The 16,872-nt window shown below is 64.5% G+C and carries 1 protein-coding gene and 1 pseudogene; both read right to left on the bottom strand.

Features of this window, described 5'->3' with window-relative positions; translation table 11 throughout:
* Positions 1-41: 41 nt before the first annotated feature.
* Positions 42-15,101, bottom strand: a complete 15,060-nt coding sequence (locus C6Y56_RS09380) for a non-ribosomal peptide synthase/polyketide synthase (RefSeq protein ID WP_169429610.1) — start codon at positions 15,099-15,101, stop codon at positions 42-44.
* Positions 15,101-16,834 (bottom strand): annotated as a pseudogene (locus C6Y56_RS29525) (amino acid adenylation domain-containing protein); the annotation flags it as partial. The gene C6Y56_RS09380 and the pseudogene C6Y56_RS29525, both read right to left, overlap by 1 nt.
* Between the last annotated feature and the right edge of the window lie 38 nt (positions 16,835-16,872).

The following is a 16,872-nucleotide window of genomic DNA, read 5'->3' as shown; positions in this document are numbered from 1 at the left end:
CCTTAGGCGCCCGAGTGGTGTTTGCGGTTACGAAGCAGGTTTCAGGACATGACTACTGACTCAACGAACTCGCCGAGCATTTCTTCAGCCTCGGACAGGAAAGTTTCATCCCGCGGGATCTGGAAATGCCCGCAGTCCAGCCATTCGCCGCCCATGCCCGGCTGTTCGAGTTGCGCCGCCAGTTCGACCGCCTCCTCTTCCCGGCCCAGTGTCCACCAGCAAACCGGGTGCACCGCCAGCGGCGGACAGCGGTCGAGCTGCAGCGACAGCTGTTTGAGCCGGCGCGCCACACTGAACACATGGGCCAGTTCATCGGCCCCCAGCGCGACGTAGGTCGAAGCCCCACTTTCGGCGCCCATGGCGGCGTTGAACACTGCGCGCAGGTTCTGCGTAGTTTCCTCGCCGTCGATGGCCACGTTCGCGGCGTCCGGCAAAGTGACCCGCAGGAAGTCACGCAGATCGGCTCGCCAGTCATCCACGGCCCCGGCATTGATGGCCGCCGATGCCACGAAGCTGTCCACCAGACCGACGAACTTCACTGGCTGCCCTTCCCGCTCAAGCTGCGCCGCCATCAGCATCGCCAGCGTACCGCCAAGCGACCAGCCCAACAGGTGATACGGCCCCTGCGGCTGTTTCTCGCGAATCTGCGCCACGTAATCACTCGCCATGCTTTGCAGCGACGTATCGCTGAAGGCCGGGTCGAGCAACATCCGCGACTGGATCGCCAACACCTGGCGCTGACCACTCAAGCGACGGGCCAGCGGCTCGTAGTCGAACACCGTGCCGAAACCGGCATGGATGCAGAACAACGGCGCCCGGCCCTTGACCTCGGCGTTCATTGCCAGCAGCCCGGAGGCCTTCTCGGCAGCCCCCTGAACACTGGCCACCAGTTCGGCGATGCTCGGTTTCTGCATCAGGTCGCGCAGTTTCAGGCTCAGGCCCTGGGACTTGAGCACACGGCTGCGGGCGACCACCTGCAGGCTGAGGATCGAGTCGCCGCCCAGTTCGAAGAAGTTGTCGGTCAAGCCGACGCGTTCGATCTTCAGCACCTCCTGCCAGATCTTCGCCAGGGCTTTTTCCAGTTCGGTGCGCGGGGCCACGTAATCCTGACGCTGTTCGGCGTCCGGATCCGGCAAGGCCTTGCGGTCGAGTTTGCCGTTCGGCGTCAGCGGCATGCGCTCGAGCAACATCAGGTGCGCAGGCACCATGTAGTCCGGCAGGCTGGCCTTGAGCTGTTCGCGCAAGCGTTCGCACAGACCGTCCACCGACGCATCGGCACCGGCCAGCACATAGCCGAGCAGTTGTTTGCCGCTGACGCCCTCGCGAGCGACCACGGCGGCATCGCGCACACCCGGCTGCTGTTTGAGGCGTGCTTCGACTTCGCCCAACTCGATTCGGAAACCGCGGATCTTCACCTGATGGTCGATCCGGCCGAGGTAGTCGACCGTGCCATCGGCGCGCTGGCGCACCAGGTCACCGGTGCGATATAGACGGCTGCCATCGGCGCTGAACGGGTTCGCCACGAAGCGCTCGGCGGTGCCGCCGGCGCGTCCCAGATAACCACGGGCCAGCGCGCCACCGAGGTACAACTCGCCGGCAATGCCGACCGGCAGACGGTTGAGATCGCTGTCGAGCACGTAACCGCAACGCTCGCCGACCACGCTGCCGATCGGCGCGTAGGCAGCGCCGCAGGCATCCTCGGCACCGGCCTTCCAGATCAGCGGCGTGACCACGGTTTCGGTCGGGCCGTAGCCGTTGATGATGTAGCGCGGTTTGAGCGCACGCTTGGCCAGTTCGAAACTCGCCACCGGCACCGCATCGCCACCGAAGCAGTAGATCCGCACCGGCGGTGGGTTGCCGTGTTGCTCGGCGTGTTCGGCCAGTTGTTGCAGGTACACAGGCGGGAATGCCGCCACGGTCACGCCGTGCTGATGCATGGCGTTGCAGGTCTGCTCGGCCGTCCACAGGCTGTCGTCACGGATCAGCAGGCGCGCGCCGTGGGTCAGGGTGGTCAGCCAGCGCTCGTGAGCGCCGTCGAACGCGAACGACATGAAGTGCAATTCGCAATCAGCCGCGCTCATTTCATAACGCTGACCGATCGCCTCGCAGTGCATCGCCAGCGGCCCGTGAGCCACACCGACGCCTTTCGGCAGCCCGGTGGATCCGGAGGTGTAGATCACGTAAGCGAGGTTGCCCGGTTCGACCGAAACCTGCGGCGCAGTCTCCGGCCGGGCGCTGAGGTCCAGTCGATCCAGTTCCAGCACATGCAGGTTGTCCTGAGGCGGCATCACCTGACGCAGGCTCGAATCGCTGAGCAGCAGCGCGATACCGGAATCGCGCATCAGATAACTCAAACGCTCGCGAGGATAAGTCGCGTCCAGCGGCACGTAGGCACCGCCGGCCTTGAGCACCGCCAGCAGCGCGACAATCATGTTCTCGCTGCGCGGCAACGCCACGCCGACCCGCACTTCCGGACCGACGCCCTCGGCGATCAGCGCATGGGCCAGACGATTGGCCCGAGCCTCGATCTGGCCGTAGCTGAACGCCTGATCATTGAAAACCACGGCAGTCTGCTCGCTGCGCTGCGCGGCCCACTGAGCAATGCGCTGATGCACCGCCACCGCTGGCGGCTGCACGGCAACCGCCGTCGAATCCGCGACATTCGCAGTCGGCAGACCGATGCGGCCCAGCGGTTGCGCAGCGTCCTCGGTGAGTGCGGTCAGCAGCCCTTCCATATTGCTGCGGATGCCTTCGACGGTCGCCCGGTCGAAATGCTCGCGCAGGAACATGTACTCGATCACCAGGCCATCTTCGAGCGTGACCATCAGGTCCATCGGGAAGTTGGTCAGGCCGGCGCTGGCGCTCTCGCCAAACTTCAGCGAGTCGTCGCGCCACTCGCGCAACGCCTGATCGATCGGGTGGTTCTCGAACACGATGATGCTGTCGAACAGCGACTGCCCGGTCCGCCCGGCCCAGCGCTGAACGTCGGACAGCGGCGTGTATTCGCGCTCGCGCATTTCCAGGTTGAAGTCCTGCAAGTCGCGCAGCCACTGGCCGACCGCCTGTTCGGCCGGCACGTCCTTGATCACCGGCAAGGTGTTGATGAACAGACCGAGGATCGACTCCGACGCCAGCAGACTTGCCGGACGCCCCGCCACCGTGGCGCCGAACGCCACGCAGCGCTGGCCGCTGTAACGGCTCAGCAGCATCAGCCACGCCCCCTGCACCAGCGTGTTGAGGGTGATCTGCTGGGACTGGGCGAAGGCTTTGAGCTGTTCGGTGCGGGTTTCGCCCAGACGGCTGTACAGCGCTTCGTGACCGCGACCTTCGCCGGTGCGCGCCACGGCGTCGGCAAGATAAGTCGGCTCGTCGAGCAGGCTCAAATGTTCACGCCAGAAACCTTCGCTGGCATTGACATCCTGCTGTTGCAGCCAGTTGATGTAGCGACGGTACGGCATCGCTTCGGCGACCGGCTGGCCGGAATACTGGCTCAGCACTTCGCCGATCAGCTGCGAACTGCTCCAGCCGTCGATCAGGATGTGGTGATAGGTCCAGATCAGCTGATAGCTGCCCTCGCCCACTTGCACCAGCGTCAGGCGTTGCAGCGGCGGACGGTCGAGGTCGAAACCCTTGGCCCGTTCGCTGGCGGCCAGTGCCTGCAAGGCTTGTTCCGAGTGATCCTGATCGCGCCAGTCGAGCAGGCTCACCGGCAGTTGCGGATCGGCGAGCACGAATTGCAGCGGCTCTGCCATGTCCTGCCAGAGGAAACCGGTGCGCAGAATGTCGTGACGGCGGCTCGCCGCTTCCCACGCCGCCTTGAAGCGCGCCGGCTCCAGGCCCTGCACCGGAATGCTCACCTGGTTGATGTAGAGGTCGGCCTCCGGCGAGTTCAGGCCGAGGAACAGCATGCCCTGCTGCATCGGCGACAAGCGGTACAACCCGTCCAGTTGCCCTTCCGGCAGTGGCAGCTCGGCAATCTGCGCCTCGCTCAGACCGTGCAACGGCATGTCGACCAAAACGGCCACCGGCGCCTGAGTGCCTTCGGTGGCTTGGGCACGCACGGCCAGTTGCTGGATGGTCGGCTGCTGGAACAGGTCTTTCGGGCTCAGCTCGATGCCTTGTTGACGGGCGCGGCTGACCACCTGAATCGAGATGATCGAATCGCCGCCCAACGCAAAGAAACTGTCGGTGGTGCTGATCCGCTCAAGGCCCAGCACGTCTTTCCAGATGTCCACCAGCGTCTGTTCGATGGCACTGGCCGGTTCGACGTGTTGCTGCGCAGCCGAGAACGCCAGCGCCGGCAAACGCTTGCGGTCGAGTTTGCCGTTGGGGCTCAGCGGCATCTGCGCCAGCCACATCCGGTGCGCCGGCACCATATAGTCCGGCAGACTCGCGCCCAGCCAGGTCGACAGGCTGTCGTGCAGTTCATTGCGCACGGCGTCCGGAGCATCGACGGTCGCCGGATCACTCGGCACCAGGTACGCCACCAGTTGCTGGCTGCCCAGCACATCACGGGCAACCACCACCGCTTCCCGCACGGCGGCGTGCTCCATCAGCCGCGCTTCGATTTCACCCAGCTCGATCCGCAAACCGCGCAGTTTGACCTGATGGTCGATGCGCCCGACGTACTCGATCACGCCGTCGGCGCGGTAGCGTGCCAGGTCACCGGTGCGGTACATCCGCTCGCCGGCCGCGAACGGATTGGCGACAAAACGCTCGGCGCTCAGCCCCGGACGACGGTGATAACCACGGGCCAGACCGATGCCACCGAGGTACAGCTCGCCGGCCACACCCACCGGCAGCGGATTGAGGCCGCTGTCGAGAATGAAGGTCGACAAGTTGGCAATCGGCTGACCGATCGGCACGCCGTCGCGGCCTTCGTCGCGGCAGGTCCAGTGGGTCACGTCGATGGCCGCTTCGGTCGGGCCGTACAGGTTGAACAGACCGGCCTGCGGCAGTCTGGCGAACACCTGCACCTGCGCATCCACCGGCAGCGCTTCACCGCTGCAGACAATGCGTTTCAGACCGACGCAGCTCGCCACATTGGCGTCCTGCAGGAAGGCCTGCAGCATCGACGGCACAAAGTGCAGCGTGGTGACGCGTTCGGCGTTGATCAGCGCGATCAGTTTCGCCGGATCGCGGTGGTCGCCCGGTGCCGCGACGACCAGCCGGGCGCCGGTCATAAGCGGCCAGAAGAACTCCCACACCGACACGTCGAAGCTGAACGGGGTTTTCTGCAACACGGTGTCACTGGCGTCCAGACCATAGGCCTGCTGCATCCACATCAGGCGGTTGGTCAGGGCGCGATGGGCGTTGCCCGCGCCTTTCGGCAGACCGGTGGAACCGGAGGTGTAGATCACGTAGGCCAGGTTGCTGGCGTCGTATTCGACCTGCGGATTGTGCGTCGGCCACTCGGCGAAGTCCGCACCGGACGGCTCCAGGCACAGGGTCTGTACGCCGTCGGGAATCGGCAGGCTGGCCAGCAGGTGCGGCTGGGTCAGCAACTGGTCGATGCCGCTGTCGGCGATCATGTAGCTCAGGCGATCACGCGGGTACTCCGGGTCCAACGGCACATAGGCGCCGCCGGCCTTGAGAATCGCCAGCAGGCCGATGACCATTTCCAGGCTGCGCTCGACCGCAATCCCGACCAGCCCATCCGGGCCGACGCCACGGGCGATCAAGCCATGGGCCAACTGGTTGGCGCGGGCGTTGAGCTGCGCGTAGCTCAGCGTCTGACCGGCGAACACCAGCGCCGGCGCGTCCGGGGTGCGCAGGGCCTGGGCTTCGATCAGCGTGTGCACACCCTGCTCCAGCGGATAGTCGATGCCGGTGGCGTTCCACTGCTCGACCATCAAACGGCGGTCGGCGGTGTCGAGCAAGTCCAGCGCGCCGAGCATGGCATCGCCCGACTGCACCATTTGCTGCAACAGGTTGTGCAGTTGCGCACTCAATTGCTCGATCACCGAATCGGTGAACTGCCCGCGCTGGTAGCTGTAGTGCAGCGACAGTTCATCGCTGACATTCACCGCCAGAGTCAGCGGGTAGTTGGTCTGCTCGTGGTTGTTGACCTCGCCAAAGCGCAACGCCTGTGGCGCGCCCTCTTCCAGGGCCTGGGACACGGGATAGTTCTCGAACACCAGAATGTTGTCGAACAGCGCTTCACCGCTCTGCCCGGCCCAGCGCTGGATGTCGAACAGCGGCGTGTGTTCATGTTCACGCAGGCCGATGTTCTGCGCCTGCACGTTCTGCAACCACTGGCCGACGCTGTAGTCCGAACGCGGGCTGGCGATCACCGGCAAGGTGTTGATGAACAGGCCGATCTGCTGCTCGACGCCCTTGAGCTCGGTCGGACGACCGGCCACGGTGGCGCCGAACGCCACGCTTTCCTGCCCGGTCAGGCGCTGCAACAGCAGCAGCCATGCAGCCTGGATCAGGGTGTTGAGCGTGACCTTCTGCTGGCGAGCGAATTCCCCCAGACGCCGGGTCTGTTCGGCGTTGATGAACACGTAACGCTCGCCGTGACCTTCACGGGACTCGTCGCTGCGCTGGGCCTGAATCGCCTGGGCCAGACGGGTCGGCTCCTGCAGGTTGGCCAGTTGCGCGGTCCAGTAGTGTTCGCTGACCTTGACGTCCTGGCGTTGCAGCCATTCGATGTAGTCGCGATAACGCCCGGCCAGTGCCGGCAGGGTTTCCCCGGCATAGCGCTGGAGGACTTCGCCGAGCAACTGCGAATTGCTCCAGCCGTCCATCAGGATGTGGTGGTTGGTGTAGATCAGGTGGCAGCGCTGATCGTCCAGACGCACCACGACCATGCGCAGCAGCGGGCCGTGGCTCAGGTCGAAACCTTGCGCCTGCTCGCTGGCGGCCAACTGATCCAGGGCTGCCGGATCGGCATTACGGTCACGCCAATCGAGCACGTTGAACGGCATCTCCAGCTGCTTGTGCACCACTTGCACCGGACGCGCCACCTGGCCTTGCCAGACGAAGCTGGTGCGCAGGATGTCGTGGTTGTCCACCGCGGCCTGCCAGGCCTGCTGGAAGCGCTGCGGGTCGAGGCCTTCGACATCCAGGCGAACCTGGTTGATGTAGTCGCCGGACGTCTGCTCGTACAGGCTGTGGAACAGCATGCCCTGCTGCATCGCCGACAGCGGATAGATGTCGGCAATCTGCGAGGACGGCAGCGGCAGACTGTCGAGCTGTGCCTGGGTCAGGCCGGCCAGCGGGAAGTCCGACGGGGTCAGGCCTTCCACGTCCGGGGTCAGGCAGTGGCCAATCAGCGCGGCGAGTTCATCGGCGTAGTCGCGAGCCAGCGCCTCAATGGTGGCGCTGTCGAAGCGTTCTTCGCTGAAGGTCCAGCCGACACTCAGTTCACCGCCGTAGACCTGACCGTTGAGGGTCAGCCAGTTACCCAGCGGCGCATCCGGGCTTTGTTCCAGGCCGGCATTGTCCGGCGCAGGGGCAAACAGCGCGCCGTCATCGGCTTCGAAACTGCCGTCGAACTGGCCGAGGTAGTTGAAGGTGATACGCGGGGTCGGCAACGCCTTCAAGCTGCGCTGCACATCGGCATCACCAAGGTGACGCAGCGTACCGAAACCGATGCCCTTGTTCGGGATCGAGCGCAGTTGCTCCTTGATCTGCTTGATCGACTCCCCCGCGCCTTCGGCCGGGGTCAGGCGCACCGGGAACAGGCTGGTGAACCAGCCCACGGTGCGGGTCAGGTCGACGCCGTCGAACAGCTCTTCGCGACCGTGACCTTCCAGTTGAATCAGCGTCGACGGCTGCCCGCTCCAGCGCCCGATCACTCGGGCCAGCGCGGTCAGCAGCAGGTCGTTGACCTGGGTGCGATAGGCCGCCGGGGCTTCTTGCAACAGCTGCCGGGTCAGCTCCGCGCTGAGGCGGGTCTGCACGGTCTGCGCCAGACGATTCTGCTGGCCGGCGTCGAGACGCTTGCACGGCAGATCGGTGCTGACATCGCTCAGGCAGGCCTGCCAGTACGCCCGTTCTTCCTGCAACGCCGGGCTGTTGGCGTAACGCTGCAAGTGTTCGCTCCAGTCCTTGAAGGCACTGGTCTTGGCCGGCAGGTCCAGGGTCTGACCGCTGTTGGCTTGTTGATACGCGGTTTGCAGGTCTTCCAGCAGAATCCGCCACGACACGCCGTCCACCGCCAGGTGATGGATCACCAGCAACAGGCGTTGCGTGCCGTCAGCCAGATTCGCCAGCACCGCACGCAGCAACGGGCCGTTCTGCAGGTCGAGGCTGCGCTGGGCGCGATTGCCCAAGGCTTCAAGATCCGCGATGTCGGCAATGTCTTCCTGCCAGAGCAGGTCTTGCGGCAACGCATCGACCGACAGGTGTTCGGCCTGCCAGACACTGCCCTGCTGGCTGAAACTCAGGCGCAAGGCATCGTGATGGATGACCAGCGCACGCACCGCTTGCTCGACCTTTTCGGCCGCCAGCGGCTGACGTGGCTTGAGCAGCACCGACTGGTTCCAATGGTGACGCTCGGGGATGTCGTCCTCGAAGAACTGCTGCTGAATCGGCAACAGCAACGCCGGGCCGGTAACCGGCTGCTGATCGATGGTCGATTCGCTGTCACCAATGTGCGCAACCAGCGCCAGACGCTGGATAGTCTGGTGCTGGAACAGGTCTTTGGGGTTCAGATGGATGCCGGCCTGACGGGCGCGGCTGACCACTTGAATCGAGATGATCGAATCGCCGCCCAGCTCGAAGAAGTTGTCGGTCAGACCCACGCGTTCCAGCTTCAGCACGTCCTGCCAGATCTCGGCCAGACGCTGTTCCAGTTCGCTTTGCGGTGCTTGATAGGCCTGCTGCGCCTGACTCGCATCCGCAGACGGCAAGGCACTGCGGTTGAGTTTGCCGTTGGCGGTCAATGGCAGTTGCTCAAGCAGCAACAGGTGCGCCGGGATCATGTGATCCGGCAGGTTTTCCTTGAGCGCGGCACGCACGTTGTCACGCCACTGGCCCTGTTCGGCAGCGTCGGCGGCGAGCAAGGCGGCCTCACTCGGCACCAGGTACGCCACCAGTTGCTGACCACTGAGGCCCGGCTGCGCCAGCACCACGGCCTGACGCACGGCTGCTTGTTCGAGCAACTGCGCTTCGATCTCGCCGAGTTCGATGCGGAAGCCGCGAATCTTCACTTGATGGTCGATCCGGCCGACGTATTCGATCACACCGTCGGCGCGATAACGCGCCAGGTCACCGGTGCGGTACAGACGCCCGCCATCGGCGGCAAACGGATCGGGAATAAAGCGCAGCGTGGTCAAGTCAGGACGGTTCAGATACCCCCGGGCCAGACCGGCGCGGCCGACGTACAGCTCGCCGATGCAACCCTTGGCCACCGGGTTCAGGTCGCCGTCGAGCAAATACCAGGACAAGTCCGGAATCGGCTCGCCGATCGGGCTGCCGGCATCGCGTTGCAGGTCGGCCAGGGAGATCGGCCGGTAGGTCACGTGGACCGTGGTTTCGGTGATGCCGTACATGTTGATCAGTTGCGGGGCCCGGTCGCCGAAGCGCTCGAACCACGGCCGCAGGCTCTTGACCTCCAGCGCCTCGCCGCCGAACACCACGTAGCGCAGGGACGTTTGCGCCGCCGCGTGTGCCGGGGCACACGCCACTTGCATCAGTTGCTTGAACGCCGACGGCGTCTGGTTGAGAACCGTGATGCCTTCACGGCACAACAAGGTATAGAAATCTTCCGGCGAACGGCTGGTCTCGTATGGCACCACCACCAGTTTGCCGCCGTACAGCAGCGCACCGAAAATCTCCCAGACCGAGAAGTCGAACGCGTAGGAATGGAACAGGCTCCAGACATCCTGCGGGCCGAAATCGAACCAGGCATCGGTGGCCTTGAACAGACGCAGCACGTTGTGATGGGCGAGCAAGGTGCCTTTCGGCTGGCCGGTGGAACCGGAGGTGTAGATCACGTAAGCCAGGTTGTCCGGGCTCATGCGCACCTGCGGGTTGCTGTCGCTGTAGCGTTCGAGGCCGTCGCCTTCCTGATCGAGCATCACGCTGCGCACCGAGTCCGGCACTGGCAGACGGCCGAGCAGATGACTCTGGGTCAGCAGCAGGCTGATGCCGCTGTCACCGATCATGTAGGCCAGACGATCTTCCGGATACGTCGGGTCGAGCGGCACATAAGCACCGCCGGCCTTGAGAATCGCCAACAGCCCGACGAGCATTTCCAGGCTGCGCTCCACCGCCAGACCGACGCGCACGTCCGGCCCGACACCGCTGGCAATCAGCTTGTGGGCCAACGGGTTGGCGCGGCTGTTGAGCTCGCCATAGCTCAGAGTCTGTTCGCCATAGGTCACGGCCACCGCTTGCGGCGCACGCTCGGCCTGCGCTTCGATCAGTTGATGCAGGCACGCCTCGCTCGGGAAATCGGCCACGGCCGGGTTCCATTGCAACAGCGTGGCCTGACGTTCGGCCGCCTCATGCAATGGCAGTTCGGCGATGCGCTGGGCACAATCGGCGACGATGCCGTGCAGCAGATTCGTCCAGTGCTGCGCCAGTCGCTCCATGGTCACTGCGTCGAACAGGTCGGTGGCGTAAGTCAGTTCGGCCCAGACGTTGTCCGCCGACTCGAAGGTGTCGAGGGTCAGGTCGAACTGCGCGGTATGCGACACCCAGCTCAGGCCTTCGATCTCGATCTTCGGCAGACGCGTCGCGCCCTGCGCCTGACGGGTCTGACTCTGGTGGTTGTGCAGCACCTGGAACAGCGGACTGTGGCTCAGGCTGCGTTCCGGTTGCAGCGCATCGACCAGTTGCTCGAACGGCAGGTCCTGGTGGGCCTGGGCACCGAGTACGGTGTTCTTCACTTGCTGCAACAGGCTGCGGAAGGTCTGCTGGCTGTCGAACTCAGTCTTCAGCACCTGGGTGTTGACGAAGAAGCCGATCAGGCCTTCGGTCTCGACCCGGTTACGGTTGGCCACCGGCACACCGACGCGAATGTCGGCCTGGCCGCTGTAGCGATGCAGCAGGGTCTGGAACGACGCCAGCAGCAACGCGAACAGGGTGACGTTTTCCCGTTGTGCGACCTGTTTGAGGCCGGCGGCCAGTTCGGCGCTCAGCGGGATGTCCTGACGCGCGCCCCGGTAGCTTTGCTCCGGCGGACGCGGACGGTCGGTCGGCAGTTCCAGCAACGGCTGATCGCCGTCGCCCAGTTGCGCGGTCCAGTAACTCAGTTGACGTTCGCGCTCACCGGCGTCCATCCACTGGCGCTGCCACACCGCATAGTCGGCGTATTGCACCGGCAATCCCGGCAACTGCGCGGTCTTGCCTTCGCTGTGCGCGGCATACAACGCCACCAGCTCGTTGACCATGATCCCCATCGACCAGCCATCGGACACGATGTGGTGCAAGGTGATGATCAGCGCGTGGTCATCAGCCGCCAGACGCAGCAGTTTGACCCGCAGCAGCGGGCCTTTCTGCAAGTCGAACAGGTGCAGGGTTTCGGCAGCGACCAAGGCTTGCAACGCGGCATCATCCAGCTCGCCGTCGATGCTTTCGACCGCGATGTTCAGCGCTGCCTGAGCCTGGATCACTTGCAGGGTCTGGCCCTGCTCTTCGACAAAGCAGGTACGCAGGGATTCGTGGCGGGCAATCAGCGCATCGAAGCTGCGCTGCAACGCCGGCAGGTCCAGTTCACCGCGCAGGCGCAATGCGGCCGGCACATGGTAAGCGGTGCTGGTCGGTTCCAGCTGCCAGAGGAACCACTGACGCTCCTGAGCGTAGGACAGCGCCAGCGGTTGCTGACGCGGCAACGCAACAATCGGCGGCTCCTGCTGCGCCTGCTCGACGCCGAGGGCGGCGACGAAATCCACCAGCGTGCTGTGTTCGAACAGGGTGCGCAGCGGCACTTGCACGTTGAGCGCCTCACGCACCCGCGAAACGACCTGAGTCACCAGCAGCGAATGGCCGCCGAGCTCAAAGAAGTTGTCGCCCAGCCCCACCTGCTCCAGTTTCAACACGGTTTGCCAGATGTCGGCGACGGTGTGCTGGCTGGCGGTCTGCGGCGCAATGTAAGTCGATTGCAACTGGCTGGCGTCCGGCGCCGGCAAAGCCTTGCGGTCGACTTTGCCGTTGGGGGTCAGCGGCAGTTGCGTGAGAAACAGCAGGTGCGCCGGCACCATGTACTCCGGCAATTCAGCCTTGAGGCTGGTCTTGAGCGCAGCGCGCAACGCGGCTTCACCGCCTGCATCCAGCACCTCGCCGGACGTCGGCACCACGTAGCCCACCAGTTGCGGGCCGGTCGGGCCGTCCTGGGCGACGACCACGGTTTCGCGCACGCTGTCGAGCGCCAGCAGGCGCGCTTCGATTTCGCCCAGCTCGATCCGGAAACCACGGATTTTCACCTGATGGTCAATCCGCCCGATGTATTCGATCACGCCTTCGGCGCGGTAACGGGTCAGGTCACCGGTGCGATACAGACGCTCGCCGGTGCTTGAGAACGGGTCCGGCACAAAGCGTTCGGCGGTCAGCGCAGGACGCTGGAAATAACCCCGCGCCAGACCGTCGCCGCCGATCAGCAGCTCGCCCGGCGCGCCGAGCGGATTGAGTTCCAGATCACTGCCGAGAATGTACAGCGCGGTGTTGTCGATCGGTTTGCCGAGGAACGGACGGCTGTTGTCCACGCTCAACGGATGCAGCGCCGACCAGATCGTGGTTTCGGTCGGGCCGTAGAGGTTCCAGACCTTCGGCGAGCGCTCCAGCATGCGTTGCGCCAGCTCCTGAGGCAGCGCTTCACCGCCACACAGGAAAGTGCGGCCGTCGAGAATCCCGGCGTGTTCGTTGTCCAGCAGCATGCGCCAGGTCGAAGGCGTGGCTTGCAGCATGGTCACGCCGTGGCGGTCGATCAGTTCGAGCACTGCTTGCGGGTCCTGATGCACGTCCTTGCCGGTCAGCACCACGGCGGCGCCGGCCAGCAGCGGGCCGTAGATTTCCAGGCCGAAAATGTCGAACGAGAAGGTGGTCAGCGACAGCATGCGATCCGCCGCAGCGATGCCCGGTTGCCCGACCATGCTCGCGACGAAGTTGCTCAGGGCTGCGTGGCGGACCATCACGCCCTTAGGCTTGCCGGTCGAGCCCGAGGTGTAAATCGTGTAGGCCAGATGCTCGCCGTTCACTGCCACGTCAGGCACGGTGGTCGGGTACGCCGCCAGCCAGTCCTGCGGCTGATCCAGCAACACCGTGGCAAGACCGGCCGGGATTGGAAGCAACGTCTGCAAGTGCGCTTGGGTCAACAGCAATTCGATGCCACTGTCCTCGATCATGTAGGCCAGGCGGTCTTGCGGATACGCCGGGTCCAGCGGTACATAAGCGCCGCCGGCCTTGAGGATCGCCAGCAGGCCGACGATCATTTCGACGCTGCGCTCGACCGCAATGCCGACCAGTCGATCCGGACCGACGTCCAGTTCGATCAGCTTGTGCGCGAGCTGGTTGGCGCGGGCGTTCAACTGACCGTAAGTCAGTTGGTCTTCGCCGATGATCAACGCGGTAGCCTCAGGCGTCTGCGCGGCTTGCAGGGCAATGCGTTGCTGCACACAGGGCGCCGGCGCGGCGTGATCGACCACGCGTTTCCAGTCCTGCAACAGCACTTGATGTTCGGTGGTTTCCAGCAGCGGCAGTTCGCCGACACGCTGATTCGGCGCGGCGACGATGCCGTGCAGCAGGTTCAGCCAATGGCGCGCCAGACGCTCGATGGTTTGCGGCTTGAACAGGTCGGTGGCGTAGGTCAGTTCCGCCGCCACGCCTTCGCTGGATTCGTAGGTGCCGAGGGTCAGGTCGAACTGCGCGGTGCGGCCCTCCCAGACGATGTCCTCGACACTCAGTTGCGGCAGTTGCACCTGGCTTTGACGCTGGGTCTGGTCGTTGACCGCCTGGTGGTTGTACATCACCTGGAACACCGGGCTGTGGCTCAGGCTGCGTTCCGGTTGCAGGGCTTCAATCAGTTGCTCGAACGGCAGGTCCTGATGGGCCTGAGCGGCCATCGCCGACTGCTTGACCTGGGCCAGCAATTGATTGAACGGCAGTTGTCCGTGGACGTCCGCGCTCAGCACCTGGGTGTTGACGAAGAAGCCGATCAGGCCTTCGGTTTCCACCCGGTTGCGGTTGGCGGTCGGCACGCCGACGCGGATCTGCGATTGGCCGCTGTAGCGGTGCAGCAAGGCCTGGAACGACGCCAGCAGCACCATGAACAGACTCGCGCCTTCGCGCTGGGCCAGTTGTTTGAGGGCCTCGCCCAGTGCGGTCGGCAGGTTCAGATCGAGGCGCGCGCCACGGAACCTTTGCACCGCCGGGCGCGGGTGATCGATCGGCAATTCCAGCACCGGCTGTTCGCCGCCGAGGGTGTCGATCCAGTATTTCAGCTGCCGCTCACGCTCGCCGGCCTCCAGCCAGTGGCGCTGCCAGATCGCGTAGTCGGCGTATTGCACCTCCAGCGGCGGCAGGCTCAGGGACTGGCCGCCGGTGTCGGCGGCGTAATGCTTGATCAACTCGCCGACCAGCACTTGCATCGACCAGCCATCGGAGATGATGTGGTGCTGGATCAGCGCCAGCACATGATCATCTTCGCCGACCTTGAGCAACGACACCCGCAACAACGGCCCCTGTTGCAGGTTGAACGGGCGTGCGGTTTCGTTTTCGACGAAAGCCTTGATCGCGGTGTCAGCGTCCTGACCGGGCGCCAGCGTCTCGACCGTGATGTTCAACGGCATCTGCCCGTGAACCTTCTGACAGAAGGTTTCACCCTGCTCGACGAACGTGGTGCGCAGGCTTTCATGGCGGGCGACCACCGCGTTGAAACTGCGCTCCAGCGCCGCGACATCCAGTCGGCCCTTCAACCGCAGGGCGCTGGGAATGTGGTACGCGGTGCTGTGCGGGTCCATCTGCCACAGGAACAACTGGCGTTCCTGGGCGTAGGACAGCGGGATCGCCTCGAAGCTTGAGCGAGTTTCCGGAATCGGCAGGTTCGCCGGCGAGACGCCCTCTTCGAGCATCTTTTCCAGGTAGAGCTTACGTTTGTCCAGCGGCAGAGTGATAAAGCGCTTGGCAATCCTCAAAGCAACACTCGTGTCCATCAGAACTCCTCCATATCGTCAAGCAGGGCTTCCAGCTTGTTCAGTTTCTGTTCGTTGATTGCCCCGCCTCCTGTATCGAGTCGAGCGACAAAGTCGCCGAGGACGGGGTGCTGGAATAGCAGTTGCGGCGTCAGCGTCAGGCCCAGTTCCAGGGCGATGCGCGACACGACATTGACCGCCAGCAGCGAGTGCCCGCCGAGTTCGAAGAAGTGATCGTTCAGACCGATGCGTTCCACGGTGAGCACTTGCTGCCAGATTGCCGCGACCTGTTGCGCAAGCTCCGATTGCGGCGCGACATACGCGGCCTGCATCTGGCTGGCATCCACCGCCGGCAGCGCCTTGCGGTCGAGCTTGCCGTTGGGGGTCAGGGGCAACTGCTCAAGGAACAGCAGGTGCGCGGGAATCATGTAGTCAGGTAACGAAGACTTGAGGCCAGTCTTTAGTCCGTCACGCAGTTGTCGCTGCGCTTGCCCGTCGTACACGTCCAGTTGTGGGGCGACCACGTAAGCCACCAGTTGTGCGCCGCCCTCGGCCTCAATGGCCAGCACGGCCGCCTCGCTGATGCCCGGTTGCGCCAGCAGGCGCGCTTCGATTTCGCCGAGTTCGATCCGGAAACCACGGATTTTCACCTGATGGTCGATCCGGCCCATGTACTCCAGCTCGCCGTCCTCGCGCTGACGAATCAGGTCGCCGGTGCGGTAGAGACGCTCGCCATTACGGGCGAAAGGATTGGGCACAAACTTCTCGGCGGTCATCGCCGCTTTGCCCAGGTAACCACGCGTGACGCCGGCGCCCGACAAATACAACTCGGCCGACACGCCGTGCGGCACCGCTTGCAGATCGGCATCGAGCAAGTGGCTGGCGGAGTGAACCAGCGCCCGGCCGATCCGCGCCTGACCACCGGCGGTGCGGCGGGTCCAGGTCGAGTAAGTGGTGTCTTCCGACGGGCCATACAGATCGTAGACGTGTTCAATGTGCGGCTGCTGATACAGCGCGTCCACCAGCCCTTGCTTGAGCGGCTCGCCCGCCAGGTTGATGATCCGCACACCCGGTGGAATCTGCCCGGCGCGCTGCAATGCGTTGATCGCCGACGGCACGGTGTTGATCAGGCGCACCTGATCCCGCGCCGGCAGTTGCGGCAGTTCCAGCGCATTGCGGGCGATGATCAACGAGCCGCCGTTGGCCAACGTCACAAACAGCTCCCACACCGACAGGTCGAAGCACACCGAGGTCGAGGCCAGCACGCCTTGAATGTCTTCGCGGCGGTAGACCTTGGCCGACCAGTCGATCAGCGCCATGACGTTGCGATGCGCAATCGCCACGCCTTTCGGCTTGCCGGTGGAACCGGAGGTGTAGATCACGTAGGCGAGGTTGTCCGGCGTCACCGCCGTTTGCGGTGCCTGAGCCGGATAGCCATCCAGCGCGATCTGATCCAGCAGCAACACTTGCGTGTCGAACGGCACGCTCAGTGTTGCCGCCAGTTCTTGCTCAGTCAGCAGCACTCGCGCACGGCTGTCTTCGAGCATGTAGGCCACACGGTCGGCCGGGTAGTCCGGGTCCAGCGGTACGTAGGCGCCGCCGGCCTTGAGCACCGCCAGCAGTGCAACCAGCAACTGCTCGGAACGCGGCAACGCCACGCCCACCCGCACCTCCGGGCCGACGCCGAGTTCGATCAGTTTGTGCGCCAGGCGGTTGGCCCGGGCGTCCAGTTCAGCGTAGGTCAGCTGCGTGTCGGCGAAGGTCACGGCCAGCGCATCCGGGGTCGCGGCGA

This window comes from Pseudomonas fluorescens (assembly GCF_012974785.1).
Lineage (GTDB): Bacteria > Pseudomonadota > Gammaproteobacteria > Pseudomonadales > Pseudomonadaceae > Aquipseudomonas > Aquipseudomonas fluorescens_BT.
The sequence above is the reverse complement of the archived record's forward strand: the minus strand, read 5'-3'. Positions and strand labels throughout refer to the sequence as shown.